17 protein-coding genes and 1 pseudogene are annotated in these 26,336 nt (G+C 73.6%); 9 read left to right on the top strand and 9 right to left on the bottom strand.

All coding sequences use genetic code 11. From position 1 onward, the window contains the following. Nucleotides 1-57 precede the first annotated feature (57 nt). The 3 genes from ACFY7E_RS16445 to ACFY7E_RS16435 all read right to left on the bottom strand — a co-directional run bounded on the left by ACFY7E_RS16445 (nucleotide 58) and on the right by ACFY7E_RS16435 (nucleotide 4,709). The gene (locus ACFY7E_RS16445; protein WP_389485307.1) at nucleotides 58-1,296 is read right to left on the bottom strand and encodes an ABC transporter substrate-binding protein; all 1,239 of its coding nucleotides are present in this window, start codon (nucleotides 1,294-1,296) and stop codon (nucleotides 58-60) included. 529 nt (nucleotides 1,297-1,825) lie between these two features. Continuing rightward, a complete protein-coding gene (locus ACFY7E_RS16440) occupies nucleotides 1,826-2,329 on the bottom strand; it encodes a PaaI family thioesterase (protein WP_389485305.1) in 504 nt (167 codons plus the stop codon). A gap of 97 nt (nucleotides 2,330-2,426) precedes the next feature. Further along, a complete protein-coding gene (locus ACFY7E_RS16435; RefSeq protein WP_389485303.1) occupies nucleotides 2,427-4,709 on the bottom strand; it encodes an FdhF/YdeP family oxidoreductase in 2,283 nt (760 codons plus the stop codon). 122 nt (nucleotides 4,710-4,831) lie between these two features. On the opposite strand from ACFY7E_RS16435, the gene polA reads away from it, so the two are divergent. Both polA and ACFY7E_RS16425 read left to right on the top strand, forming a co-directional pair. After that, nucleotides 4,832-7,543 carry a DNA polymerase I gene (polA, locus tag ACFY7E_RS16430; protein WP_389485301.1) on the top strand — a complete coding sequence of 904 codons (2,712 nt, stop codon included), beginning with the start codon at nucleotides 4,832-4,834 and terminating at the stop codon, nucleotides 7,541-7,543. A gap of 221 nt (nucleotides 7,544-7,764) precedes the next feature. Further along, a pseudogene (locus ACFY7E_RS16425) lies at nucleotides 7,765-8,463 on the top strand (serine hydrolase); the annotation flags it as partial. A 208-nt stretch (nucleotides 8,464-8,671) separates the two neighbouring features. On the opposite strand, the gene ACFY7E_RS16420 reads toward ACFY7E_RS16425, so the two are convergent. Then, a complete protein-coding gene (locus ACFY7E_RS16420) occupies nucleotides 8,672-9,559 on the bottom strand; it encodes a DUF4184 family protein (RefSeq protein WP_389485298.1) in 888 nt (295 codons plus the stop codon). Between the two features lie 252 nt (nucleotides 9,560-9,811). Between ACFY7E_RS16420 and ACFY7E_RS16415 the strand changes: the two genes are divergently transcribed. Then, complete coding sequence (locus tag ACFY7E_RS16415) at nucleotides 9,812-11,695, top strand: lytic transglycosylase domain-containing protein (protein ID WP_389485295.1); 1,884 nt, start codon at nucleotides 9,812-9,814, stop codon at nucleotides 11,693-11,695. Nucleotides 11,696-12,002: 307 nt separating this feature from the next. On the opposite strand, the gene ACFY7E_RS16410 is transcribed toward ACFY7E_RS16415, so the two are convergent. Both ACFY7E_RS16410 and ACFY7E_RS16405 read right to left on the bottom strand, forming a co-directional pair. After that, nucleotides 12,003-14,678, bottom strand: a complete 2,676-nt coding sequence (locus tag ACFY7E_RS16410) for an ATP-dependent RNA helicase (RefSeq protein WP_389485293.1) — start codon at nucleotides 14,676-14,678, stop codon at nucleotides 12,003-12,005. 222 nt (nucleotides 14,679-14,900) lie between these two features. Next, nucleotides 14,901-15,740: a class I SAM-dependent methyltransferase gene (locus ACFY7E_RS16405; RefSeq protein ID WP_389485290.1), complete on the bottom strand. Its 840-nt coding sequence runs from the start codon at nucleotides 15,738-15,740 to the stop codon at nucleotides 14,901-14,903. Between the two features lie 346 nt (nucleotides 15,741-16,086). Here ACFY7E_RS16405 and rpsA point away from each other — a divergent pair, with 346 nt between their 5' ends. After that, nucleotides 16,087-17,601, top strand: a complete 1,515-nt coding sequence (gene rpsA, locus ACFY7E_RS16400) for a 30S ribosomal protein S1 (RefSeq protein ID WP_383437697.1) — start codon at nucleotides 16,087-16,089, stop codon at nucleotides 17,599-17,601. 114 nt (nucleotides 17,602-17,715) lie between these two features. Here the strand turns inward: rpsA and ACFY7E_RS16395 are convergent, their stop codons facing one another. Then, nucleotides 17,716-18,663 carry a right-handed parallel beta-helix repeat-containing protein gene (locus tag ACFY7E_RS16395; RefSeq protein WP_389485287.1) on the bottom strand — a complete coding sequence of 316 codons (948 nt, stop codon included), beginning with the start codon at nucleotides 18,661-18,663 and terminating at the stop codon, nucleotides 17,716-17,718. A gap of 239 nt (nucleotides 18,664-18,902) precedes the next feature. Here ACFY7E_RS16395 and ACFY7E_RS16390 point away from each other — a divergent pair, with 239 nt between their 5' ends. The 3 genes from ACFY7E_RS16390 (at nucleotide 18,903) to ACFY7E_RS16380 (ending at nucleotide 20,980) form a co-directional block, all read left to right on the top strand. Next, nucleotides 18,903-19,841: a PAC2 family protein gene (locus ACFY7E_RS16390; protein ID WP_389485284.1), complete on the top strand. Its 939-nt coding sequence runs from the start codon at nucleotides 18,903-18,905 to the stop codon at nucleotides 19,839-19,841. 31 nt (nucleotides 19,842-19,872) lie between these two features. Continuing rightward, entirely contained in the window at nucleotides 19,873-20,532 is a 660-nt protein-coding gene (gene coaE / locus ACFY7E_RS16385; RefSeq protein ID WP_389485281.1) for a dephospho-CoA kinase, read from the top strand. Nucleotides 20,533-20,611: 79 nt separating this feature from the next. Beyond that, nucleotides 20,612-20,980, top strand: a complete 369-nt coding sequence (locus tag ACFY7E_RS16380; RefSeq protein WP_383437708.1) for a tetratricopeptide repeat protein — start codon at nucleotides 20,612-20,614, stop codon at nucleotides 20,978-20,980. A gap of 58 nt (nucleotides 20,981-21,038) precedes the next feature. Here the strand turns inward: ACFY7E_RS16380 and ACFY7E_RS16375 are convergent, their stop codons facing one another. Both ACFY7E_RS16375 and ACFY7E_RS16370 read right to left on the bottom strand, forming a co-directional pair. Further along, entirely contained in the window at nucleotides 21,039-21,308 is a 270-nt protein-coding gene (locus ACFY7E_RS16375; protein WP_389485277.1) for a DUF6343 family protein, read from the bottom strand. Between the two features lie 90 nt (nucleotides 21,309-21,398). Then, nucleotides 21,399-21,734 (bottom strand): hypothetical protein, encoded by a 336-nt coding sequence (locus ACFY7E_RS16370; RefSeq protein ID WP_383437713.1) that lies wholly within the window; start codon nucleotides 21,732-21,734, stop codon nucleotides 21,399-21,401. A gap of 379 nt (nucleotides 21,735-22,113) precedes the next feature. Between ACFY7E_RS16370 and ACFY7E_RS16365 the strand changes: the two genes are divergently transcribed. Then, a complete protein-coding gene (locus ACFY7E_RS16365) occupies nucleotides 22,114-25,002 on the top strand; it encodes a DEAD/DEAH box helicase (RefSeq protein WP_389485274.1) in 2,889 nt (962 codons plus the stop codon). Beyond that, complete coding sequence (locus ACFY7E_RS16360) at nucleotides 24,999-26,270, top strand: SWIM zinc finger family protein (RefSeq protein WP_389485271.1); 1,272 nt, start codon at nucleotides 24,999-25,001, stop codon at nucleotides 26,268-26,270. Before ACFY7E_RS16365 ends, ACFY7E_RS16360 begins: the two co-directional genes overlap by 4 nt. The last annotated feature ends 66 nt before the right edge of the window (nucleotides 26,271-26,336 follow it).

The following is a 26,336-nucleotide window of genomic DNA, read 5'->3' as shown; positions in this document are numbered from 1 at the left end:
CGGGGAGCCTGGTGCGGCGCCCCGCGCGGTGAGGGTGGTGCTGGGAGTGGGGTGGGGTCAGCTGCCGAAGGTGCCGGACTTGACGGGCTTGAACGCGCCGCCCTGGACCTTGTAGACGGTCAGCTGCTTGTTGGTGGTGTCGCCGAACTCGTCGAAGGAGACCTTGCCGGTCACGCCTTCGAAGGAGACGCCCTGGAGGGCTTCGACGACCTTGGCGCGGGCGTCGCTGGGGAGCTTGCCGCCGTTGCCGTCCACGGCCTTCTTGACGGCCTCGATGATGGCCCAGGTCGAGTCGTAGGAGTAGCCGCCGTAGGCCTCGTAGGCCTCCTTGTAGTTCTCGGCCTTGTAGTTGGCCAGGAACTCCTTGGCGGAGGCGAGGGTCTCGATCGGCGCGCCGACGGAGGTGGCGAAGTCGCCCTCGGCCGCGGTGGCGCCGGCCAGCTTCACGTACTCCGGGCTGTAGAGCGCGTCGCCGCCGACGACGGTGACCTTCGCGCCGGCTTCCTTGATCTGCTTGGCCAGCGGGCCGGCTGCGGGGTACTCGCCGCCGTAGTAGACGACGTCGGCGCCGGAGCTCTTGACCTTGGTGGCGACCGCGGAGAAGTCCTTGGTGTCCGGGTTGATGTGCTCGGTGCCGAGGACCTTGCCGCCGAGCTTCTCGAACTCGGTCTTGAAGGTGCCCGCGAGGCCGGCGCCGTAGGTCTTCTTGTCGTCGATGATGAAGGCCTTGGTCTTCTTGGCCTCGTTGACGACGTACTGGGCGGCGAAGGGGCCCTGGATGGCGTCGGTGGTGGCGGTGCGGAAGTACGACGTGTAGCCGCGCTTCTTGTCGCCGGTGCTCCAGTTGACGCCCTGGCTCAGTGCCGGGTTGGTGTTGGCGGGGGAGACCTGCGCCAGTTTGGCGTCGTCGAAGACCTTCTGCATCGATTCGGCGACGGAGGAGTTCAGCGGGCCGACGACGCCGAGGACGGTCTTGTCGGCGACGAACTTGGTGGCGTTCTGCTGGCCGGCGGAGGGCTGGGCCTGGTCGTCCAGGGACTCCAGTTCGAAGGTGACGCCCTTGACGTACTGCTTCTTGTTGGCCGTCTTGACCGCGAGGTCGGCGGAGTTCTTGATGCCGAGGCCGAGGGCGGAGAGCTCACCCGTGAGCGGCGCGTCGAGGCCGATGGTCACGGTGACGTTTCCGCTGTCGCCGTTCCCGGCGCCGCCCTTGTCGTCGCGCGAACCACAGGCAGTGAGCGTGAGCGCTCCCGCGGTGATCGTGGTGGTGAGTATGAGCAACGAACGGTTTCGCACGAAGGGTCCTTTCCCTGGCGCGGCCCCCTCGGACGGGGCGGTGCCGTGAAGCTGCGGAGCGAGGGGTGCCGTTTTGGAACGCCGGGCCGTACTGGGTTGGTACAGGGCCGTGCAGTAGGACGCGCCCGGCGGCGCGGTGACTGGCGGTGACTCTAAGCGCAGGTGGGGAGGGTCGGGGAGCGGCGAGGTCAGGATGTGACTGTCTTGTTATGCCGACGGGGAAAGAGTGTGCGCGACGGAGGGGCGAATCGGGGCGAAAGGGTTCTTTACGCGGTGTTCACATAGTGAGAACGTGCAGTTCCGCTAAGGGGCTTGAGTGTTTCTTGGTCCTGACGGCGGCCTTCGGCCACTCTCCGGATATCGGACAGTGGCGGAAACCTCAGCGGACGAACCGGCGCCTCCGGTTCGGGGGATTCCGCTTCGCACGAAGATCACGCAGAGTGATGGACGCTGGGGTGGGGACGGGGGGGGGGGGGGGCCCCCCCCCGGGGGGGCCCCCCCCCCCCCCCCGTCCCCGCTCGCGCGGGTCTCAGGCGCCCGCGCCCGTCCCCGCGCCCGGGACGTTCTCCGCGTCCTTGCCGGTGACCTCGCGCAGCAGGCAGGTCAGCCGCGCCGAGCAGACCCGCCGGTCCTGCTCGTCGGTGATCACGATCTCGTACGTGGCGGTGGAGCGCCCGCGGTGCACCGGGGTCGCCACGCCGGTCACCAGGCCGCTGCGGACCCCGCGGTGGTGGGTGCAGTTGAGGTCGACGCCGACCGCGATCCGGGAGACCCCGCCGTGCAGCATCGAACCGACGGAGCCCAGCGTCTCGGCGAGCACCGCCGACGCCCCGCCGTGCAGCAGCCCGTACGGCTGTGTGTTGCCCTCCACCGGCATGGTGCCGACGACCCGCTCGGCCGAGGCCTCCAGGATCTGCACGCCCATCCGGTTGCCGAGGTGCCCCGCCGAGAAGAGGGCCGGGAGGTCGACGCCGAGCGCCGCGTACTCGTCGATGACCTCCTGCGGGAACTTCACGTGCTGCTGCTCACCCATGGCCCGGCTCCGTTCGTCTGCGTACGGCTGCTGATCGGCGCGATCACGTCGGTCGCGCCGATCGCGTCGCTTCCGCCCGAGCGTACTAAGCGTTCGCTCAGGCGGAAGGGGATTGTTCCAGACGGACGATCACGGACTTGCTCGCGGGGGTGTTGCTGACGTCCGCCGTCGACTCCAGCGGCACCAGGACGTTCGTCTCCGGGTAGTAGGCCGCCGCGCACCCCCGGGCCGTCGGGTAGTGCACCACTCGGAAGCCGGGCGCCCGCCGCTCGACGCCGTCCGTCCACTCGCTCACCAGGTCCGCGTACGCCCCGTCGGCCAGGCCGAGGGCCGCCGCGTCCGCCGGGTGCACGAGGACGACCCGACGGCCCCCCTGGATGCCCCGGTAGCGGTCGTCCAGACCGTAGATCGTGGTGTTGTACTGGTCGTGCGAGCGCAGCGTCTGGAGGAGCAGCCGGCCCTCCGGCACCCTCGGGTACTCGACGGGCGCGGCCGTGAAGTTGGCCTTGCCGGTCCTCGTGGGGAAGCGGCGCTCGTCGCGCGGGGCGTGCGGCAGCGCGAAGCCGCCCGGGTCCGCCGCGAGCCGGGCGTTGAAGTCCTCGAAGCCGGGCACCACGCGCGCGATGCGGTCCCGGATCAGGGCGTAGTCGGCCTCGAACTCCTCCCAGGGCGTGGCCGAGCCGTCGCCGAGGACGGCCCGCGCCATCCGCGCCACGATCGCCGGCTCGGACAGCAGGTGCGGGCTCGCCGGGGGCAGGTTGCCCCGGGAGGCGTGCACCAGGCTCATCGAGTCCTCGACCGTCACGAACTGCCGCCCGCCCTTCTGGACGTCCTTGTCGGTGCGGCCGAGGGTGGGCAGGATCAGCGCGCGCGTGCCCGTCACCGCGTGCGAGCGGTTCAGCTTCGTCGACACGTGGACGGTCAGCCGGGCCCGGCGCATCGCCGCCTCCGTCACCTCCGTGTCGGGCGTGGCCCCCACGAAGTTGCCGCCCATCGCGAAGAACACCTTCGCCCGGCCGTCGCGCAGCGCCTGGATGGAGCGGACCACGTCGTAGCCGTGGTGGCGCGGCGAGACGATCCCGAACTCCTTGTCCAGGGCGTCGAGGAACGCGGGCGCGGGGCGCTCGAAGATGCCCATCGTGCGGTCGCCCTGCACGTTCGAATGGCCGCGCACCGGGCACACGCCCGCGCCGGGCCGCCCGATGTTCCCCCGGAGCAGCAGCAGGTTGACCACCTCGCGGATGGTCGGCACGGAGTGCTTGTGCTGGGTGAGGCCCATCGCCCAGCAGACGATCGTGCGCTCCGAGGCGAGCACCATCTCCAGGGCCCGCTCGATCTCGGAGCGCTCCAGACCGGTGGCCGCGAGGGTCTCGTCCCAGTCGGCCTCCCGCGCGGCCGCCGCGAACTCCTCGTACCCGTGGGTGTGTTCGCGTACGAACTCCTCGTCGACCGCCCCGGGCGTCGCCAGGACCAGCTTGTTGAGGAGGCGGAAGAGGGCCTGGTCGCCGCCGATCCGGATCTGGAGGAAGAGGTCGGTGAGCGCGGTGCCCCTGAGCATGCCCCGGGGGGTCTGCGGGTTCTTGAACCGCTCCAGGCCCGCCTCCGGCAGCGGGTTCACCGAGATGATCCGGGCGCCCGCGGCCTTGGCCTTCTCCAGGGCGGACAGCATCCTGGGATGGTTCGTCCCCGGGTTCTGCCCGGCCACGACGATCAGGTCCGCCTTGTGCAGGTCCTCCAGGGAGACGCTGCCCTTGCCGACGCCGAGGGTCTCCGTCAGGGCCGAACCCGAGGACTCGTGGCACATGTTGGAACAGTCCGGCAGGTTGTTGGTGCCGAACTCGCGGGCGAAGAGCTGGAGCAGGAACGCCGCCTCGTTGCTGGTGCGGCCCGAGGTGTAGAACAGCGCCTCGTCGGGGGAGTCCAGGGCCCGCAGCTCCTCGGCGAGGATCCCGAAGGCCCGCTCCCAGGTCACCGGCTCGTACCGCTCGCCGCCCTCCGGGAGCAGCATCGGCTGCGTGATGCGGCCCTGCTGGCCCAGCCAGTACCCGCTGCGCTCCGCCAGGTCCGCCACGGGGTGCGCGGCGAAGAACTCCGGGGTGACCCGGCGCAGCGTCGCCTCCTCGGCGACCGCCTTCGCGCCGTTCTCGCAGAACTCCGCGACGTGCCGCTCGTCCCCCTCGGGCCAGGCGCAGCCCGGACAGTCGAAGCCGTCCTTCTGGTTGACCCTGAGGAGGGTCCGCGCGGTGCGCAGGGACCCCATCTGCTCCCGGGCGATCCGCAGGGTGTGCCCGACGGCGGGCAGTCCGGCGGCGGCGTGCTGCGGCGGCGTGACCTGCGGTGCGTCCTGGACCGGGTCACCGGCCGGCGGCTTGCTGACCATCGCGCTCTCCCTTGAGCGGTCGTCCTGCTGCGTACGTCTCCGATCCTGTCACGCGCCACCGACAGCCCGGCACCCCGACCGGTGAGGAGGGGATTGTCGGTGGGCCGTGGCAGGATCGTCCCGTGGCCCAGACAGCATCGAAGAACCCCGCAGACACCCGTCCCCGCCTGCTCCTGATGGACGGGCACTCGCTCGCGTACCGGGCGTTCTTCGCGCTGCCCGCGGAGAACTTCACCACCGCGACGGGGCAGCCGACGAACGCGATCTACGGGTTCGCCTCGATGCTGGCGAACACGCTGCGCGACGAGGCGCCCACGCACTTCGCGGTGGCGTTCGACGTGTCCCGCAAGACCTGGCGGTCCGAGGAGTTCCCCGAGTACAAGGCGAACCGCTCGAAGACCCCCGACGAGTTCAAGGGGCAGGTCGAGCTGATCGGCGAGCTGCTCGACGCGATGCGCGCGCAGCGCTTCGCCGTCGACGGCTTCGAGGCGGACGACGTCATCGCCACCCTCGCCACGCAGGCCGAGGCCGAGGGCTTCGACGTCCTGATCGTCACCGGCGACCGGGACTCCTTCCAGCTCGTCACCGACCACGTCACCGTGCTCTACCCCACCAAGGGCGTCTCCGAGCTGACCCGCTTCACCCCGGAGAAGATCCAGGAGAAGTACGGCCTGAGCCCCGCGCAGTACCCCGACTTCGCGGCCCTGCGCGGCGACCCGTCCGACAACCTGCCGGGCATCCCCAAGGTCGGCGAGAAGACCGCCGCGAAGTGGATCGGCCAGTTCGGCTCCTTCGACCAGCTCGTCGAGCGCGCCGACGAGGTCAAGGGCGTGGCCGGGCAGAACTTCCGCGACCACCTGGAGTCGGTCAAGCTCAACCGGCGCCTGACCGAGATGGTCCGGGACGTCGAGCTGCCGAAGACCGTGGCCGACCTCGCCCGCGAGCCCTACGACCGTCCGGCCGTCGCCCTCGTCCTCGACACCCTGGAGATCCGCAACCCCTCCCTGCGCGAGCGGCTCCTCGCCGTCGACCCGGGCTCCGCCGAGGAGGCCGCCCCGGCCCCCGCCGCGGGCGTCGAGCTCGACGCCTCCGTCCTGGCCGCCGGCGAGCTCGCCCCCTGGCTCGCCGAGCACGGCACCGGGCCCCTCGGCATCGCCACCGTCGACAGCTGGGCGCTCGGCACCGGAAACGTCAGCGAGGTCGCCCTCGCCGCCGCCGGGGGCGCCGCCGCCTGGTTCGACCCCAGCGGGATCGACGAGGCCGACGAGCGGGCCTGGGCCGCGTGGATCTCCGACCCCGACCGCCCCAAGGTGATGCACAACGCCAAGGGCGCCATGCGGGTCTTCCCCGAGCACGGCTGGAGCGTGGCGGGCGTCACCATGGACACCGCCCTCGCCGCCTACCTCGTCAAGCCCGGCCGCCGCTCCTTCGCCCTGGACGCGCTCTCGATCGAGTACCTCGGCCGCGAGCTCGCCCCCGCGTCCGCCGCCGACGGGCAGCTCGCCTTCGGCGCCGACGACACCGCCGAGGCCGAGGCCCTCATGGCCCAGGCCCGCGCCGTCCTGGACCTCGGCGACGCCTTCGACGAGCGGCTCGGCGAGGTCGGCGCCCGCGAGCTCCTCCACGAGGTCGAGCTGCCCACCTCCGCCCTCCTCGCCCGCCTGGAGCGGCACGGCATCGCCGCCGACCGCGAGCACCTGGAGGCCATGGAGCAGCAGTTCGCCGGAGCCGTCCAGCAGGCCGTGAAGGAGGCCCACGCCTCCGTCGGCCACGAGTTCAACCTCGGCTCGCCCAAGCAGCTCCAGGAGGTCTTCTTCGGCGAGCTGAACCTCCCGAAGACCAAGAAGACCAAGACCGGCTACACCACCGACGCCGACGCGCTCGCCTGGCTGGCCGGGCAGACCGAGCACGAACTGCCCGTGATCATGCTCCGCCACCGCGAGCAGGCCCGGCTCCGCTCCACCGTCGAGGGCCTGATCAAGACCGTCGCCGCCGACGGCCGGATCCACACCACCTTCAGCCAGACCGTCGCCGCCACCGGCCGCCTCTCCTCCACCGACCCCAACCTGCAGAACGTGCCGGTGCGCACCGACGAGGGCCGGGCCATCCGGCACGGCTTCGTCGTCGGCGAGGGCTTCGAGGCCCTGATGACCGCCGACTACAGCCAGATCGAGCTGCGGGTCATGGCCCACCTCTCCGAGGACGAGGGCCTCATCGAGGCCTTCACCTCCGGCGAGGACCTGCACACCACCGTCGCCTCGCAGGTCTTCGGCGTCGAGCGGTCCGCCGTCGACGCCGAGATGCGCCGCAAGATCAAGGCCATGTCGTACGGCCTGGCCTACGGCCTCTCCGCCTTCGGCCTCGCCCAGCAGCTCACCATCGACCCGGCCGAGGCCCGGATCCTGATGGAGACCTACTTCGAGCGCTTCGGCGGGGTGCGGGACTACCTGCGCCGGGTCGTCGACGAGGCCCGCGCCACCGGGTACACCGAGACGATGCTGGGCCGCCGCCGCTACCTGCCCGACCTCAACAGCGACAACCGGCAGCGCCGCGAGGCCGCCGAGCGGATGGCGCTCAACGCCCCCATCCAGGGCACGGCCGCCGACATCGTGAAGGTCGCCATGCTGAACGTCGACCGGGCGCTCACGGAGGCGGGCCTCACCTCCCGGATGCTCCTCCAGGTCCACGACGAGATCGTGCTCGAACTCGCCCCCGGCGAGCGCGAGCGGGTCGAGGCCCTGGTCCGCGAGCAGATGTCCGGCGCGGCCCACCTGCGCGCCCCGCTCGACGTCTCCGTCGGCGTCGGCCGGGACTGGGACTCCGCCGCGCACTGACACGCACCGACGACCGCCCGCCCCCGGCCCCGGGGGCGGGCGGTCGTCGTACGGGACGCAGAGGGCGCGCGGTTGCCGTACGGGGTCCCGGAGCGTGCGGATGTCGTACGGGGTCCTGGGGGCGTGCGAATGCCGTACGAAAAGCCCGGGGGCATGCGGTTTGCGCCGGATGGACCACTCCGGAGGGCGTCCCGGCCGCCGGGCTCACGAGACTGATCAGCATGATCACGAGCCGCCGCGCCCGCCTTCGCGCCTGGGCCCTGCTCGGAGCCGTCCTCGGGGCATCGGGCGCCGTCCACCCCGCCGAGGCGCACCGGGCACCCGCACTCTGCACCTCGTCCCGCGAACCGACCCTCGCCACCCGGCTGTCCCAGGACATCGCGAAGGCGCTCGGGGGCCGCGACGGCACGGTCTCCGTCGCCCTGCACGCCCCCGCGCGAGGACTGCGCTGCCGGCTCGACGACACCCTGGTGTACGACTCCGCCAGCATCGCCAAGGTCCTCATCCTGGAAGCCGTCCTCGGACGGGCGGCGGAGCTCGGCCGCGCGCCCACCCGCCCGGAGTCCCAGCGGATGAGGGCGATGATCACCCGCTCCGACAACAAGGCGGCCGGCGAGCTGTGGCAGGGGCTCTCCCGCGCCCGCCTCACCAGGGTGCTGCGCGACGTCGGGGCCCGGAACACCGTCCCGGGGCACGGCGGCTACTGGGGCCTCACCCGCACCACCGCCCGCGACCAACTCGCCCTCCTGGCCGCGGTGTCCCGCCGTACCGAGGCGCTGTCCCTGATGGGCCAGGTCGTCCGCGACCAGGCCTGGGGCGTCACCTCGGGCGCGCCCCGCACGGTCAAGGTCCACCTCAAGAACGGCTGGCTGCCCCGCGCCACCCACGCCTGGCGCGTCCACAGCGTCGGCGTGGTGCGCCCGGCCGCCGGCAAGGGGAAGGGCCGGAGCGGAGGCGGGGGCGGAGGAGCGGGCGCGGGGGCCGGGACGGGCGGTGCCTCCGCGACCGACTACCGGCTGGCGCTCCTGAGCCACGACAACCCCACCATGCGGTACGGCGTCCGCACCCTGGAGGGGGTCGCCCTGGCCGTGCACCGCAGACTCTCCGGGAGCGCGTCGGCCCGCGACTTCACCCCCTCCGAGGAGGTCGGCGAGGTCCCGGACGGGAGCGCTCCGGCCGGGACGCCGGGACCTCCGCCCCGGGAGCGGGCGACGCTCCGAGGAGCCGCGCCCCCGCCCCGTACAGCACGAGCCCGACGGCGAGCCCGGCGCCGGCCCCGAAGCACGCCGTCGGGATGACGTCCAGGGGCGTCTCGATCCGGTCCCAGCCCCAGTACGCGGCCCAGCGCAGCACCCGGTGGGCGACCCCGGCGAGGACGCAGCCGCCGATGAGCCCGGCCGCGATCAACCGCCCGCGCCGGTCCGGGACCGGCACGCCGGCGGGAAGCCCCACCCCCGGCGCGGTGGCGCGCAGCGCACGGGCGGCGAACCACACGAGGAGCACCAGGGCCAGCGCCGAACCCCCGTACTGCGCGTAGAGGTAGACGGGGAAGCCGGCCACGATCTCGCCGAGGAGGGGGATCGCGCGGGTGCCCCAGCGGTCGATGTGGGTGAAGGAGTCCCACACCACGTGGGTCGTGGCGCCCAGCACCGCCGAGAGACAGAACCGGCCCGCGAGCGCGGCGGGCCGCCGGTCGTGCCGACGGCGGCCCACGACGAGCCCGTACACCCTGCCCCGCCACCGGGCGGGCAGCAGTGCCACGAGCGGTTCGCGCACGGTCAGCCACAGGCCGACGAGCGCGGCCGTGATCAGGACGTCCGCCGTGACGATCCCGGCGGGGGAGTGCGTGACGTCCCCGAAGGCCATCGCGCCGGGGAACGCCGTGGCGGCGAAGTAGGTCGTGTCGGGCGCGAAGGAACCCGCGACGAGGGCCGACGCGACCAGCGGCCCGCGCCCGGTCCCGTCCCGGCGCAGCCCGGGCAGCACGGCGGCGGCATGGCTCGGCGTGAACGGCAAGAGGGGCTCCCGGGGTTCGGACGGCGGCGGCCCGCGGGGATCGGCCGGCGGTCCATGATCGGTCGCAGTGCAAGAGGCGACGGGCGCCCCGGTCGGTTCCCGCTCCCGTTTGATCGGGAGGCGGCCAAGAGGTGGCGAAAGCGTGAAACACGGTCACGGGCCGGTACTCGTCGGTACGGAGTTGGCATAGGGTCGCCGGAGGCCACGCGCGGGGAGCACGGGGCCCCAGTCGAATGGGGAGGGACGACACATATGGCACCGGACATGGGCCGCCGGCTGCGCAGGGGGGCCACCAGTGGCGCGGTGGTGGCCGCGGCGGTCGCCGCGCTCGCCGCGTCGCAGGCACCGGAGGCGATACAGCCGACCACGGACAACGCCGGCGGCGACCGCGCCGTCGGCGCGGGGGAGACCGCCCCGCCGTCCGGCGAGGGCTCCGCCACCGGCGACTCGCCGTACTACACGGCGCTGCCGCCGCTGAACAAGCCGGGCGGGCCCGCGGTGAGCATCAACCTGCCGCCGGTGGTCACCGGCCCCGCCGAGGCCGGCATACCCGCGTCCGTCCTCTCCGCCTACAAGCGGGCCGAGCTGTCCATACGCTCGACCGACCCCGCCTGCAACCTGCCGTGGCAGCTGCTCGCCGGCATCGGCAAGGTCGAGTCCGGACAGGCGCGCGGCGGCCGGGTCGACGGCAACGGCACGACCACCTCGCCGATCCTCGGCCCCGCCCTCAACGGCGTCGGCTTCGCCGACATCTCCGACACCGACGGCGGCGCCTACGACGGCGACAGGGTCCACGACCGGGCCGTCGGCCCGATGCAGTTCATCCCGTCCACCTGGGCCACGTGGGGCCAGGACGCCAACGGCGACGGGAAGAAGGACCCGAACAACATCTACGACGCGGCACAGGCCGCCGGTCTCTACCTCTGCGCCAACGACCGCAACCTCGCGCTCAGGGCCGACCTCGACCGCGCGATCCTCAGCTACAACCGCTCGACCGAGTACCTGAACACGGTCCTGTCCTGGTTCGAGTACTACAAGCGCGGCACCCACCAGATCCCGGACGGCACGGGCGTGCTGCCGGTCGACCGCAGCGACGACCGGCGTCCGGGCGGCTTCCCCAGCCCCACCACCGTGCCGTTCCCGTCCGTGCCGACGTCCCCCTCCCCGACGTCCCCCGCGCCGAAGCCGGACACCCAGAACCCGACGCCGACCAAGCCCGGGACGACCAAGCCGCCGACCGTCCCGACCAAGCCCCCCACCACCGACCCGACGCCGCCCGCCACCACTTCGCCGGCCGAGAAGGTGGCGGTGCTCTCGGTCGCGGCCAACGGGCAGCTGACCGTGACCACCGGCAGCGACTTCGCGAAGACCCCCCGGGCCGCGGCGCTCGACGCCTCGGGCAAGCCGGTCCCCGGGGTGAGCGTCCGCTTCGAGATCGTCGGGGCCACCGACACCCGCTTCGCCGGGGGCAGGACCGTCGTCACCGCGACCACCACCGCGTCCGGCGTCGCTTCCGCCCCGGCGCTGCGAGCCGGCGAGAAGACGGGAACGTTCAAGATCCGGGCCACCGTCGTGGGCCGGACCCTGGACGCGGCCGACTTCGCCGTCTCCGTCACGGAGCGCCAGGCGGACACCCTCGTCAGCGTCGGCGACGCCTCCCTGTCGGCCGCCACCGGCACCGCCTTCGACCAGCAGGTCCAGGCGAAGGCCACCCTCAAGGGCGCCCTCGCCCCCGGCGTGCTCGTCACCGCGCAGATCGTCACCGCGAAGACGGACAAGGAGGCGAGCGCCGAGGGCCCGACCTTCAAGAGCACGTCCTCCCGCACCGCCACCTTCCGGACCGCCGTGGACGGCACCCTCACCCTCGCGGCGGGCGACCTCCTCGCGGGCGACAAGGCGGGCGCGTACTACCTCAGGCTGACCACGCCCGGGGGCGGCTCCGTCTTCGTCGAACTCAAGGTCACCGAACCCGCCACCACGCCCACTCCCACCCCCACTCCCACCCCGAAGCCGGAACCGGAGCCCTCCGGGAGCAGCACGCCCGAGGCCTCCCCCTCGCCGTCCACCTCTCCTTCCCCGTCGTCCTCCACGCCGACGGACCCCTCCATCTCCACCTCCACCACCCCCAAGGCCTGACCACCACCCCGGGGGCCGATCATTGCCCCGAGGCCTGACCGCCACCCCCGGGGTCGGCCGCTGCTCCGAGGCCTGACCGCCGCCCCGGGGCAGCCACTGCCCCGAGGCCTGATCGCACCCCGGGGGCCGGTCACGGACCCGAAGGCTGACCAGGGCTCCGGGCCCGGCCGCCTCGCCCGAGGCCCCCAGGCACCGGCCCCGCCCGGCCGCACCGCGCCCCCCCCGCGCCCCCCTTCCGTCCGCACCGGACGAGGGGGCGGCGCTTCGCGTTCCCGGACCGCGTCCCGTCCCGCCGACCCCTCCGGAGTCACCGTCCCCCCTTGAGCCGCGCACTGGTGTGCCGGGTCGCCACCGCCGCGGACGGGTCCTCCGGCCACGGATGCTTCGGATACCGTCCCCGCAGTTCCGCCCGCACCGCGCGGTAACCGTCCCGCCAGAACGACGCCAGGTCGGCGGTCACCGCCGCCGGCCGCCCGGCGGGGGAGAGGAGGTGCACGAGCACCGGAACCCCCGCCACCCGGGGCGTCTCGGCCAGGCCGAACATCTCCTGGAGCTTCACCGCGAGCACCGGCCGGTCGCCCCCGTACTCCACCCGTATCCGCGAACCGCTCGGCACCTCGATCCGCTCCGGTGCCAGCTCGTCCAGCCGACCCGCATCGCCCGACGCCCACGGCAGCAGCCGCCGCAGGGCCTCACCGGCGCCGATCCGCCCCAGGTCGGCACGGCGCCCGGCCCGGGACAGCTCCGGTTCCAGCCACTCCCCGGCCCGGTCGACCAGCGCCGCCTCCGACACGTCCGGCCACGGTTCGCCCACCTCCCGGTGGAGGAACGCCAGCCGCTCGCGCAGCTCCCCGGCCTCCCGGCTCCACCGCAGCAGCCCGAGCCCCTCGCGCCGCAGGCCGTCGATCAGCGCCTCCCGCACCAGGGCGCGATCGGCCCCGGTGCCCAGCGGCCGGACCGCCAGCTCGACCGCGCCCAGCCGGTCCACCGAGCGCGCGACCACGTCCCCGTCCTCCCAGTGGACCTCCTCGCCGGTGGACCGCAGATGGCCGGCCGCCCGCCGCGCCACGGCCTCGTCCACCACCGCCGCGAGCCGCACCCGCGCGGTGGCGTCCCGGGCCGTACGGTCCGCCACCGCCACGGCCAGCCACGGCGCGGACCGCAACCCGGAGCCCTCGGCGAGCCGCGCCCCGCTCCCCGACACCATCAGGAAACCGCCCTGTTCCCGAGCCCTGGCCACTCGCTCGGGGAAGGCGAGCGCCGTCACCAGCCCGGCCACGGCGTCCTCGCCCTCCCCGACCGCCACCGCGACGCCACCACCACTTCTCCCGGACGCCGAGACACCCCCGTCCCCGCTCCCGGCATCTCCGGCACTCCCGCCCCCGTTCCCAGCACCTCTGGCATCCCTGCCCCCGCTCCCGGCACCTTCGGCACCCCCGCCGTCCCTGGTCGCCACCACGCCGGCCGCCCGCTCCAGACGGCGCGCCTCCGCCCTCCACCGCGCGCCGTACCCGTCCGAGCCACGGCGGGCCGCCCGCCAGGCCGCCGCCAGGTCGTCCCCGTAGTCGCGCGGCGGTTCCTCGCTCAGCAGCGCGACCACCTCGGCGGCCCGCCGGACCCCGACCTCCGGCGCACCGTCCAGCAGGGCGCGGCCCAGCCGGGGGTGGAGCCCGAGCCGGGACATCCGCACCCCGCGCTCCGTGGCCCGGCCCGCCGCGTCCACGGCCCCGATCGACCCGAGGACCGAACGGGCCGCCTCCATCGCCCCGGCCGGCGGCGCGTCGAGCAGCGCGAGCCCTCCGGCCGTCGGGTCGCCCCAGCAGGCGGCCCGCAGAGCGAAGTCCGCCAGGTCCGAGATCCTGATCCCGGGCGACGGGAACCGCGCCCGGCCGCCGTCCTCCGCCTCCGCCCAGCAGCGGTAGACCACACCGGGCGCCTCGCGTCCCGAGCGCCCGGCCCGCTGGGTCGCCGCGGCCGTCGACACCGGCACCGTCGCCAGCGACCCGAGCCCCCGGGCGTGGTCCGTCCGGGGCTCCCGCGCGAGCCCCGAGTCGACCACGATCCGCACCCCCGGGACCGTCAGGCTCGACTCCGCCACCGCCGTCGAGAGCACCACCCGGCGCCGCCCGCCCGGCTCGGCGCCCCGCAGCACCGCGTCCTGCACCGCCGCCGGAGCCCGCCCGTGCAGCTGGAGCACCTCGGCGTCCAGGCCGGACAGCAGCCCCGCCGTCCGCGCGATCTCCCCCGTACCCGGCAGGAAGCAGAGGACGTCGCCCCCGTGCCGCTCCAGGGCGAGCCGGACCGTCGCCGCCACGTGGCGCAGCAGCGCCGGATCCACCCAGGTGCCGTGCGCGGGCCTGATCCCGGCGGGCGGCGGGGCGAACCGGACCTCGTACCCGTGCCCCTCCCCCTCGCTCCGCACGATCGGTGCGGGACCGTCGCCGTCGAGGGCCGTCAGCAGCCGGGCCCATGCCTCGGCGTCGCTCGTCGCCGAGGCCGCGACCAGCTTCAGTTCCGGCCGCAGGGCCGCCCGCACGTCCACCAGGAACGCCATCGCGGTGTCGGCGTCCAGGTGCCGTTCGTGGCACTCGTCGAGCAGCACCACGTCGACCCCCGCGAGTTCCGGGTCGCGCTGGAGCCGCTGAAGCAGGATGCCCGTGGTCACCACCTCGACCCGGGTCGCCGGCCCGGCCCGCCGCTCGCCGCGCACCGAGAAGCCGACCGTGCCGCCGACCTCCTCGCCGAGCAGCCACGCCATCCGCCGGGCCGCCGCCCGCACCGCCATCCGGCGCGGCTCGGCCACCAGCACCCGGCGCGCAGGCCCGTCCCCCATGAGTCCCGCCAGCACCGGCGGGACCAGCGTCGTCTTGCCGGTGCCGGGAGGAGCGGACAGCACCGCCACGCCGCGCTCCGCGAGCGCGGAGAGCAGCTCGGGGACGGCATGGCGGACGGGGAGACGGTCGAGCGCTTCGTTTCGGATCACGCACTCAGTCTCGTACGCGGAAGAAAAAGGCGAGCCCCGTTGTCCACAGGGCCCGCCCATAAGTACGCAAGTAAGACTGATGAAGCTGGTGGATCTGGCGAAGCCGGTGAAGCTGACGAAGCCGGTGAAGCTGACGAAGCCGGTGAAGCCGGTGAAGCCGGTGAAGCTGACGAAGCCGGTGGAGCTGCTGGAACCGGCGCAGCCTCTTCTCCTGCCTCTCCCCTACTCCGCCCGCTCGCACACGAAGATCGCCGTCCCCGGGATCAGGTTCCCCCGCAGCGGGGACCAGCCGCCCCACTCCTGACCGTTCCAGGCCGGCCACTCCGGCTCGACCAGGTCCACCAGCCGGAACCCGCCGGCCACCACGTCCCGCACCCGGTCCCCGAGCGTCCGGTGGTGCTCCACGTACACCGCCCGCCCCTCCTCGTCCTGCTCGACGTACGGCGTGCGGTCGAAGTAGGAGGCCGCGACCGAGAGCCCCTCGGGCCCCGGCTCGTCGGGGAAGGCCCAGCGGATCGGGTGCGTCACCGAGAACACCCAGCGCCCGCCCGGCCGCAGCACCCGGCGTACCTCGCGGAAGACCCGTACCGGATCGGCGACGAACGGCACCGCCCCGTACGCCGAGCAGGCCAGGTCGAAGGAGCCGTCCCGGAACGGCAGCGCCACCGCGTCCGCCTCCACCAGCGGCACCTCGCCGCCGATCCGCAGCGCGTGCTGGAGCTGCCGGTGCGAGAGGTCGAGCGCCACCGGCCGCGCCCCCCGCGCCGCCAGCCACCGCGAGCACTGCGCCGCGCCCGCGCCGATCTCCAGGACGTCGAGGTCCTTCAGCGAGGCGGCCGGACCGAGGAGCCCGGCCTCCGCCTCGTCGAGCCCTTCGGGACCCCACACGAACCGGTCGTCGCCCAGGAAGGAGCCGTGCTCGCTCTGGTACTCGTCGGCGTTCCGGTCCCACCATCCGCGGCTCGCCCGGCTGCTCTCCGCGTCCCCCGCCTCACGCCGGGTCGCCTCCGCCCCGTCGGCCTCGTCCTCGACCGCGTCTTCGCGTCCGTACCCTTGGTTCATCTCGCCCGCCGATGTAGTTTGCGCTCAGTACCGCCGTGCGGCGGACCACGCCGATACGGCGTGGATGGACATGAATGGCGCCGGAGTTGAGCGGATCTGCCCCGGGTGCGCGCTTCGCGCATTGACCCTGTCCGGCCGCTTCCGTATGCTAAAGGTTGCGCTGCGGGTCTGCGTGCCTCAGACGGAGCAGGCCGCGCTCGTACCTGGTATATGTCCCCTCGGTTTTCGAGGCTCCTCCCGTCCGCGGGCAGGGGTTTCCTTGGCTGTCCGGCTTCTTGGTGCGATAACGGGCTCTCGGCGTAGCAGTACCTACGACCTTCTGTCCGTAACCGGAGCCCTTTCCCACATGACGAGCAGCACCGAGACCACCGCCACCAGCACCACCCCGCAGGTTGCGGTCAACGACATCGGTAACGAGGAAGCCTTCCTCGCCGCGATCGACGAGACGATCAAGTACTTCAACGACGGCGACATCGTCGACGGCGTCATCGTGAAGGTCGACCGGGACGAGGTCCTGCTCGACATCGGTTACAAGACCGAAGGTGTCATCCCGAGCCGCGAGCTCTCGATCAAGCACGACGTCGACCCGAACGAGGTCGTCAAGGTCGGCGACGAGATCGAGGCCCTGGTTCTCCAGAAGGAGGACAAGGAAGGCCGCCTGATCCTCTCGAAGAAGCGTGCCCAGTACGAGCGCGCCTGGGGCACCATCGAGAAGATCAAGGAAGAGGACGGCATCGTCACCGGTACCGTCATCGAGGTCGTCAAGGGTGGTCTCATCCTCGACATCGGCCTCCGCGGCTTCCTCCCGGCCTCCCTGGTCGAGATGCGTCGCGTCCGCGACCTCCAGCCCTACGTGGGCAAGGAGCTCGAGGCGAAGATCATCGAGCTGGACAAGAACCGCAACAACGTGGTCCTGTCCCGCCGCGCCTGGCTGGAGCAGACCCAGTCCGAGGTCCGCCAGACCTTCCTCACGACCCTCCAGAAGGGTCAGGTCCGCTCCGGCGTCGTGTCCTCGATCGTCAACTTCGGTGCCTTCGTGGACCTGGGTGGCGTCGACGGTCTCGTGCACGTCTCCGAGCTGTCCTGGAAGCACATCGACCACCCGTCCGAGGTCGTCGAGGTCGGCCAGGAGGTCACCGTCGAGGTTCTCGACGTGGACATGGACCGCGAGCGCGTCTCCCTGTCGCTGAAGGCGACGCAGGAGGACCCGTGGCAGCAGTTCGCCCGGACCCACCAGATCGGTCAGGTCGTCCCGGGTAAGGTCACCAAGCTGGTTCCGTTCGGTGCGTTCGTCCGCGTGGACGAGGGCATCGAGGGTCTGGTCCACATCTCCGAGCTGGCCGAGCGCCACGTGGAGATCCCGGAGCAGGTCGTCCAGGTCAACGACGAGATCTTCGTCAAGGTCATCGACATCGACCTCGAGCGCCGCCGCATCAGCCTCTCGCTGAAGCAGGCCAACGAGTCCTTCGGTGCCGACCCGGCCTCGGTCGAGTTCGACCCGACCCTGTACGGCATGGCCGCGTCCTACGACGACCAGGGCAACTACATCTACCCCGAGGGCTTCGACCCCGAGACCAACGACTGGCTCGAGGGCTACGAGACCCAGCGCGAGACCTGGGAGACCCAGTACGCCGAGGCGCAGTCCCGCTTCGAGCAGCACCAGGCCCAGGTCATCAAGTCCCGCGAGGCCGACGAGGCCGCCGCTGCCGAGGGCGCTGCCGCCCCGGCCGCCGGTGGCAACGCCGGTGCGGGCATCTCGGGCGGCTCCTACTCCTCGGAGTCGGACGACAACTCCGGCGCCCTGGCGTCGGACGAGGCGCTCGCCGCCCTGCGCGAGAAGCTGGCCGGCGGCCAGAGCTGAACAGGCTCTCCGCTGAGCGCTAGTCGCTGGTGAGACCGAGGCCCGTTCCCCTCCGGGGGAGCGGGCCTCGATCGTTCTCCCGCTCCCGCTCCCGGCCCCGTGTAGGGCCACGGCTCAGGGCGTGACGGCGACGTTCGTCAGCCCGTTCCCGCCGGTCACCGTGTTCGAGGCGTACACCGTGGTCCGGCACGAGGCGCTCTGGTGGGCGACGTTGATCGCGAGTCGCTGCGGCCCGGTAGCGCCCGTCAGGTCCGCGCGATTGCCGCGGAAGACCGTCCCGCAGCCCCAGCCGCTCTGCTGGCTGTGGGTCTCGAAGCCGTTGTTCGTCGTGTTCACCCCGGTGTTGTTCTCCACGAGGACGTCGTTGCCCTTCACGTCCACCCAGGAGTCGTCGTAGTTGGCGCCGGTCAGCCCGCGCCCGTCGAAGGTGTTGCCGACGATCCTCGCCCCGGTCGTGCCCTCCTTGACGTCGACACTCTCGCCGCCGACGTCCGGCCCGATGACGTTGTCCAGGATCTGCGCGCCGTCGCTCCTGTCCCCGAGATCGCCGGCGGTGCCCACGTACACGCCCTCGCCCATGCCCCGGCCGTCGTTCCCGGTGTCGTAGATCCGGGAGTTCCTGAGGACCCCGTTCCTGCTGGAGTTGCGGAAGTGCACGCCCTCCATGTCCAGGCCGTGCACGGTCACCCCGTCGATCACCACGCCGTTCGCGGAGTCGGCCATGATCCCCTTCTGTCCGCCGGTCACCGTGACCCCCTCCACCGTCCAGTACGAAGCTCCGTTGAGGTGCAGCCCGTAGCCGCCGCCGGCGGTCAGCACCGCGCGCGGGGAGCCGGTCAGCGTGATCCGGGCGGACGAGGTGCCCGGCGTGGTGGCCTTGAAGTTCCCGGTGTACGTGCCGTCCGCGAGGTGGATCGTGTCGCCGGGACGTGCGGCGGTGAGCGCCGACTTGAGCTGGGCTGCGGTCGTGACCTCGATGGTCGCCGCGGCGGACGGAGAGGCCGCGAGGGGGACGGCGAGGAGCGCGGGGAGGAGCGGGAGGAGCAGCGTTCGAGGGCGCATGGGGGTGCCTTCCGGGGCAGGAATGGGGTGTTCCCGTAGGTGCGCGGGGATCGAGTGGGTGCACGGGGACCGAGGGGCTGAACGCGACGCTGCCGGGAGACGGTAGGGAGCCGCCTTGATCGTGTCAAGGTCTGGACCAGTGGCCGGAGTTCGGGCCGTTCGCCGAAAGATCGCGTGTCCCGGGAATGGCGGCGCCGCCCGGCACGTTCCCAGAGAGGACACGAGGAGGAGCGGTAATCGTGCTTGATCCGCAGGATTTGTACGAATGGGACCCGAAGGGCGTGGCCGTCGTCGACATGGCTCTGGCACAGGAGTCGGCCGGCCTCGTCATGCTGTACCACTTCGACGGCTACATCGACGCGGGCGAGACCGGTGAGCAGATCGTCGAGCGTCTGCTCGACACCCTTCCGCACCAGCCGGTGGCCCGTTTCGACCACGACCGGCTCGTGGACTACCGCGCCCGCCGCCCGCTCCTGACCTTCCGGCGCGACCGCTGGACCGCGTACGAGACCCCGTCCATCGAGGTCCACCTCGTGCAGGACGCCACCGGCGCCCCCTTCCTCCTCCTCGCCGGTCCGGAGCCGGACGTGGAGTGGGAGCGGTTCGCCGCCGCCGTCCGGCAGATCGTCGAGCGCCTCGGCGTGCGCCTCTCCGTCAACTTCCACGGCATCCCCATGGGCGTGCCGCACACCCGCCCGGTCGGCCTCACCCCGCACGGCAGCCGCACCGACCTCATGCCCGGTCACCGCAGCCCCTTCGACGAGGCCCAGGTCCCCGGCAGCGCCGAGTCCCTCGTGGAGTACCGGCTCACCGAGGCCGGCCACGACACCCTCGGCGTCGCCGCCCACGTCCCGCACTACGTGGCCCGCTCGGCCTACCCGGACGCGGCCCTGACCGCCCTGGAGGCCGTCACGGCCGCCACGGGGCTCGTCCTCCCCGGCGTCGCCCACTCGCTGCGGACGGAGGCCCGCCGTACCCAGACCGAGATCGACCGCCAGATCGGCGAGGGCGACGAGGAGCTGGTGGCGCTGGTGCAGGGCCTGGAGCACCAGTACGACGCGGTGGCCGGGGCCGAGACCCGCGGCAACCTCGTCGCGGAGCCCGCCGACCTGCCGTCGGCGGACGAGCTGGGCCGCGAGTTCGAGCGCTTCCTCGCGGAGCGGGAGGGCGACGCCTAGCCCCGCCGGGGCAGGCCCTAAGCTGCCGCTCATGCTGAAGGTGGGCCTGACCGGCGGGATCGGCGCCGGCAAGAGCGAAGTGTCACGACTGCTCGTCTCGTACGGGGCCGTCCTCATCGACGCGGACCGGATCGCCCGCGAGGTCGTGGAACCCGGGACGCCGGGGCTCGCGGCCGTCGTGGAGGCCTTCGGCGAGGGCGTCCTCACGGCGGAGGGGGTGCTCGACCGGCCGAAGCTCGGCTCCCTCGTGTTCACCGACGCCGACCGCCTGGCCACCCTCAACGCCATCGTCCACCCCCTGGTCGGAGCCCGGTCGGCGGAGCTGGAGAGCCGTGCGGAGGCCGGGGACGTCGTCGTCCACGACGTCCCCCTGCTCACCGAGAACGGGCTCGCGCCCCTCTACGACCTGGTCGTGGTCGTCGACGCGTCCCCGGAGACCCAGCTCGACCGGCTCGTACGGCTCCGGGGCATGGCGGAGCCGGAGGCCCGGGCCCGCATGGCGGCCCAGGCGACGCGCGCGCAGCGGCTGGCCGTCGCGGACCTCGTGATCGACAACGACGGACCGCTCGACGCCCTCGAACCGCAGGTGCGGAAGGTCTGGGACGAACTGGCGCGGCGGGCCGCGTCCTCCACTCGGAGCCGCTCCTCCGGCCAGAGCCGTTCTTCCGGCCGGAGCGGTTCGTCCGGCTAGAGCCGTCCTTCCGGCGGCCGGACGGAATGCGGGCGCCGGGTCCGGTGTTCAACCACCGAACGAGGGGAAGGATGCCATCGTGGCCGACAGCAATCCGGAAACGCACGTCATCGACTTCCGCGCCGCGGAGCAACTGCTGGCCGCGCGGGACCCCCGGGGCGCCGTGAAGCTGCTGGACTCGGTGATCGCCGCCCATCCCGAGAACACGGCCGCGCGCCTGCTGCGCGCACGGGCCTTCTTCGCCGCCGCCCAGCTGCGCCCCGCGCAGTTGGAGTTCGAACTGGTCCTGGAGCGCGAGCCCGACAACGCGTTCGCCCACTTCGCCCTCGCCCGCACCTTCGAGCGCTCCGGACAGACCGACCGGGCCACCCGGCACTTCCGCCTGGCCGCCGCGCTCGACCCCAAGCCGGAGTACCTGGAGGCGGCGGACTTCGACTCGCGGAACTGAGGACGTACGGAGGCGGGACGCAGGGGCCGGAACGTACGGAACGGGTGCCGGGCAGTGCTCAGCGCCTCCCGCCGTCGGGGCCGGGATCGTACGGAGGGACGTTCCGGCCCGGCTGCCAGTGCGCCCCCTGCCGCATGCGCCGCACCACGAGGACCAGATCGACCAGGACCACCAGGAACAGCACCCCGCAGGCCGCGGCCCAGCCGGGCCGGTTCACCACGGCGAACGCGACCGTGCCGAAGGCCGCCCACAACAGCCCCCACACGCTCAGCCAGAACCGCATCCGCAGCGGGCTGCGCGCGGTCACCGGCTCGTTCCCGGTCCGCATGACGGTCACATCTCCCGTAGGGGTTCCTCGGACACTTCCAGCATGGACCCGTCCCGGGCGAAAGCGAAAAGGGGAGCGGGACGTCCCGCGCTAGTGGATGACGCTGTAGCTGCGCCAGGGCAGGGTGTCCGGAACGATGTGCTCCCCGGTGTTGGACGGCAGGTAGGTGGAGTCCTTGCCCCGGCAGTCGCGGGTCGGGTACAGCACGATGTCCACCAGGGTGTTGTTCTCGACGCTGGTCGCGCCCGAGGGCGCCAGGCGGTGGCAGCCCTTCACCGAGGGGCTCGTCACCATCACCCCCACCTCGCGCTCCGTCTCGTACTCGATCGTGCCCACGGCGGTGCGGCCGAGGCCCGAGCAGCCGGCGACGGCGAGGGTGAGCAGCACGGCCCCGGTGGCGGTCGTGAGACGCCGGCGAACGGACATGGCGGTTCCTCTTCTGTCGGGCGAACATCGGGTGAAGGTGGGGGCGAAAGTAAGGGCGAGGACTACGGGCTGCGGCGGACGGACCACGACGGGCCCTGCCTCTCGGGCCCGACCCCGGTCCAGGCCCACCCTCCCGCCCGCCGGGCCCCGTGTCATCCGCTGCTGGGCCGCCCGGGGGAGCCGCCCGGCGACCGTGGCCGGATCTGCGGCCGGACCGGCGGCCCGCCGTCGCACGCATGCCCCGGCCTGCCGTGCCGGAGGCGTGGTCGGACCGGTGGCCGGTCCCGTTGTCAGTCCCCACCCGTAAGGTCGGAGGTCCACGTCGGAACTCGTCGGAGTGCCGGCACGCGGCGGAGGGCCGGGGGAGGAGAGCGGAGCCGTGACACACACGTGGGCCACCGGTGCCGCCGTCTTCCTGCCCGCCGCCCTTCCCCGCGAGGGCCGGGTCGCCTTCTGGGCCCCCGACGGCGGCGCGCTGCCGGACCCCGGGGCGGTGGCCGGCGCGGAGCGCGTCGAGCTGACCGTGACCCGGCGGCACGGCAGCGGCGCCCGGAGCCGCGAGGTCCCCGCCGTCACCCTCCCCGTCGAGGCCGCCCTGCCCCACCTCGTCGCGGCCCGCCACCATCCGGCCGCCCATCCCGCCACCGCCGGCTGGGGCGCCGCCGCCCTGCACGCCCTGCACCTGGCCGCCCGGGGACGCCTCCTGCCGGGACTCACCGCCGACGACCTGGACGCCTGGCGGGCCGGCCCCCTGGACGCCGACGACATCGCCCACCTGCGGGCCGTCGCGGCCGCCCTGCCGGCCGAGGCGTACGCCGTTCCCGTCCCCGGCCGCGGGCCGCTGCGGCTGTCCGACCCCGAGGTCCTCGTCCGCGCCTTCCTCGACGCCGTCGCCGACACCCTGCCCCGCACCCCGGCCGCCCCGCACGCGGTCGGGGCGCCGTTCGCGGCCCGCGCCCCGCAGCACCTGCCCCGCGCGCGTGCCTGGGCCGCCGAGGCGGCGGCCGGAATGGACGCCGGGGTCCGCGTCTCGCTCCGCCTCGACCTGTCGCCGTACGAACTCTTCGACATCGGCGCCCCCGGAGAGGAGGACGGCGCCCCCGGGGCGAAGGGCGACGGGAAGCACGGCGGGAGCGGAGGCGAGCGGCACGCCGCCGCGGCGCTCCTCCAGGTCCACAGCCTCACCGACCCGACCCTCGTCATCGACGCCACGGCCCTGTGGGCGGGGGAGGGCGAGCACTTCGGCCCCCGAGCCCGGATCGACGCCGTCCTCGCCCTGCGCCGCGCCGCCCGGGTCTGGCCCCCGCTGGCCCGGCTCCTGGAGCGGGACGTGCCCGACGTCCTCGCCGTCACCGAGGACGAGCTGTACGAGCTGCTCGGCCCGGCCGCCGCCCGGCTCGCCGACGCCGGGGTCGCCGTCCACTGGCCGCGTGAGCTGGCCCGCTCGCTCAGCGCCTCCGCCGTCGTCCGCCCGGCGCTCGCCGCCCCCGGCTCCGCGACCGACGGCACCTCCTTCTTCGACAGCGAGGAGCTGCTGCGGTTCGACTGGCAGCTGGCCCTCGACGGCGATCCGCTCACCGAGCGCGAGATGGACCTCCTGGCCGAGGCCCACCGGCCCGTCGTGCGCCTCCGCGACCAGTGGGTCGTCGTCGACCCCGACCTGGTCCGCAAGGCCCGCAAGCGGGAGCTCGGCCTGCTCGAACCGGTCGACGCCCTCGGCGTCGCCCTCACCGGCACCGCCGAGGTGGACGGCGAGACCGTCCCCGCCGTCCCCGTCGGGGCCCTCGCCGCCCTCCGCGACCGGCTCCTGGCCGGACCCGAGGACGTACCGGCCCCGCCCGGCCTCACCGCCACCCTGCGCGACTACCAGCTCCGCGGCCTCGCCTGGCTCGACCTGATGACCTCGCTCGGCCTCGGCGGCTGCCTCGCCGACGACATGGGCCTCGGCAAGACCGTCACCCTCATCGCCCTCCACCTGCGCCGCGCCCGCCGCGCCCCCACCCTCGTCGTCTGCCCGGCGTCCCTGCTCGGCAACTGGCAGCGGGAGGTGCGGAAGTTCGCCCCCGACGTGCCGGTGCGGCGCTTCCACGGCACCGACAGGGACCTGGACGGCACCGCAGGCGGCTTCGTCCTCACCACCTACGGGACCCTGCGCACCAGCACCGCCCGACTGGCCGCCCACGAATGGGGGATGGTCGTCGCCGACGAGGCGCAGCACGTCAAGAACCCGTTCTCCGCGACCGCCAGGGCGCTGCGCGAGATCCCCGCGCCCGCCCGGGTCGCCCTGACCGGCACCCCCGTGGAGAACAACCTCTCCGAGCTGTGGGCCCTGCTCGACTGGACCACCCCCGGGCTCCTCGGGCCGCTCAAGGCCTTCCGCTCCCGGCACGCCAGGGCCGTGGAGAACCACGAGGAGATCGAGCACGACGAGGCCGTCGAGCGGCTCGCCCGGCTCGTGCGGCCCTTCCTTCTGCGCCGCCGCAAGTCCGACCCCGGCATCGTCCCCGAGCTGCCGCCCAAGACGGAGTCCGACCACCCCGTCCCCCTCACCCGGGAGCAGGCCTCCCTCTACGAGGCGACCGTCCGCGAGACCATGGCGCGGATCGAGGAGTCCGAGGGCATGGCCCGCCGCGGCCTCGTCATGAAGCTGCTGACCTCCCTCAAACAGATCTGCAACCACCCCGCCCAGTTCCTCAAGGAGCAGGCTCCGCGCGGCCCCGGCACCGCCCGCCTCGCAGGCCGCTCGGGAAAGCTCGCCCTCCTCGACGAACTCCTCGACACGATCCTCGCCGAGGACGGGTCCGTGCTCGTCTTCACCCAGTACGTGTCGATGGCCCGGCTCCTCGCCGACCACCTGGCCGCGCGCGGGATCCCCGCCCAACTCCTGCACGGCGGCACCCCGGTGGCCGAGCGGGAGCGGATGGTCGACCGCTTCCAGAGCGGCGAGGTCCCCGTCTTCCTGCTCTCCCTGAAGGCCGCGGGCACCGGCCTCAACCTCACCCGGGCTGGCCACGTGATCCACTACGACCGCTGGTGGAACCCGGCCGTCGAGGAGCAGGCCACCGACCGCGCCTACCGCATCGGACAGACCCGGCCGGTGCAGGTCCACCGGCTGATCGCCGAGGGCACGGTCGAGGACCGGATCTCCGAGATGCTCCGCGCCAAGCGGGCCCTGGCCGACGCCGTCCTCGGCTCCGGCGAGGCCGCCCTCACCGAACTCACCGACCGGGAGCTCGCCGACCTCGTGTCCCTGAGGAGGCCCTCGTGAACCGCGCCCGGCCCGCACGCGGAGCCGCCCCCCGCCACGACGACCGCCGCCGCTCCTTCCCGCAGGTCGCGCCCCGCGAAGCCCCCGACGGACGGTTCGCCGCCACCTGGTGGGGGAACGCCTGGGTCGAGGCACTGGAGGACGCCGCCCTCGACCCGGCCCGCCTCGCCCGCGGCAAGGCCTACGCGAGACGCGGCCACGTCGACGCGATCACGGTCACCCCCGGCCGGGTCGTCGCCTACGTCCACGGCAGCCGGCCCCGCCCGTACCGCACCGAGATCAGGATGCGGACCCTCGGCGACGACGGCTGGGAGGAGTTCCTCGACCGGGCCACCGCGCGCCCCGACCACATCGCCGCCCTCCTCGACAAGGACGTGCCGCACTCCCTGGAGGCGGTTACCGGGCTGCTCCCCGCGCCGGGCGACCTCGTCCCCGACTGCTCCTGCCCGGACGACGGCTACCCCTGCAAGCACGCCGCCGCCCTCTGCTACCAGGCCGCGCGACTCCTCGACGAGGACCCGTTCGTCCTCTTCCTGATGCGCGGCCGCGGCGAGCAGGAGCTCCTCGCCGAACTGACCCGGCGCAACGCGGCCCGGACCGCCGCCGAGACGGCCGCCGCCCCGCCCCCGACGCCCACCGTCCCCGCCCGCACCGCCCTCGACGCCGCCACCGGCGCCGGGCTCCCGCCGCTGCCCGCCCCGCTGCCGCTCCCCGACCGGCCCGGCCGCCCGGCCGTCTTCCCGCCCGACCCCGCCGCCCCCGACCCGCTCGCGCTCGACCTCCTCGCCACCGAGGCCGCCGCCCGCGCCCACGCCTTCCTCACCACCGGCCTCGACCCGGTCGCCGCCCTCACCCCCTGGCAGGACGCGGTCCGGCTCGCCGCCGCGCACCCCGGCTCCGGACTCACCGCCTCCACCCGCGCGCTCTACCGCGACCTGGCCCACGCCCTCGACCGCACCCCCACGGACCTGGCCCGCGCCGTCGCCGCCTGGCGGCAGGGCGGCGCCGAGGGCCTCGCCGTCCTGGAGGAGGCCTGGGACCCGCCGGCGGGCCCGTTCGACCGGGCCAGACCCGCGCTGCTCGCCGCCGGCCTCCCCGCCTTCCGCCCCTGGCGCAACCGCCTCTCCGGCAGGTCCCTCCAGCTCCGCCTCGGCCGGGACGGCCTCTGGTACGGCTACGAGTCGGACGCCGACCGCGAGGACTGGTGGCCGCGCGGCCACCCCGGTCCCGACCCCGTCGACACCCTCGACGGACTCCTGGGACGGTGAGTCCACACTCGAACAGGTCCCACTCGTTGGGGTGAAACCCTCCGGGGGCCGGATCCGGCGCACACG

The organism is Streptomyces sp. NPDC012825, from assembly GCF_042900925.1.
GTDB lineage: Bacteria > Actinomycetota > Actinomycetes > Streptomycetales > Streptomycetaceae > Streptomyces.
Note: the sequence above shows the minus strand (reverse complement) of the source record. Positions and strands in the feature narration are given on the sequence as shown.

What these genes read in the sequence shown, in the direction of transcription:
- coaE (WP_389485281.1), top strand. Translation starts at nt 19,873, where the DNA reads ATGCTGAAGGTGGGCCTGACCGGCGGGATCGGCGCCGGCAAGAGCGAA.
- ACFY7E_RS16440 (WP_389485305.1), bottom strand. Translation starts at nt 2,329, where the DNA reads ATGGGTGAGCAGCAGCACGTGAAGTTCCCGCAGGAGGTCATCGACGAG.
- ACFY7E_RS16435 (WP_389485303.1), bottom strand. Translation starts at nt 4,709, where the DNA reads ATGGTCAGCAAGCCGCCGGCCGGTGACCCGGTCCAGGACGCACCGCAG.
- ACFY7E_RS16395 (WP_389485287.1), bottom strand. Translation starts at nt 18,663, where the DNA reads ATGCGCCCTCGAACGCTGCTCCTCCCGCTCCTCCCCGCGCTCCTCGCC.
- ACFY7E_RS16370 (WP_383437713.1), bottom strand. Translation starts at nt 21,734, where the DNA reads ATGTCCGTTCGCCGGCGTCTCACGACCGCCACCGGGGCCGTGCTGCTC.
- ACFY7E_RS16405 (WP_389485290.1), bottom strand. Translation starts at nt 15,740, where the DNA reads ATGAACCAAGGGTACGGACGCGAAGACGCGGTCGAGGACGAGGCCGAC.
- ACFY7E_RS16415 (WP_389485295.1), top strand. Translation starts at nt 9,812, where the DNA reads ATGGCACCGGACATGGGCCGCCGGCTGCGCAGGGGGGCCACCAGTGGC.
- ACFY7E_RS16375 (WP_389485277.1), bottom strand. Translation starts at nt 21,308, where the DNA reads ATGCGGACCGGGAACGAGCCGGTGACCGCGCGCAGCCCGCTGCGGATG.
- rpsA (WP_383437697.1), top strand. Translation starts at nt 16,087, where the DNA reads ATGACGAGCAGCACCGAGACCACCGCCACCAGCACCACCCCGCAGGTT.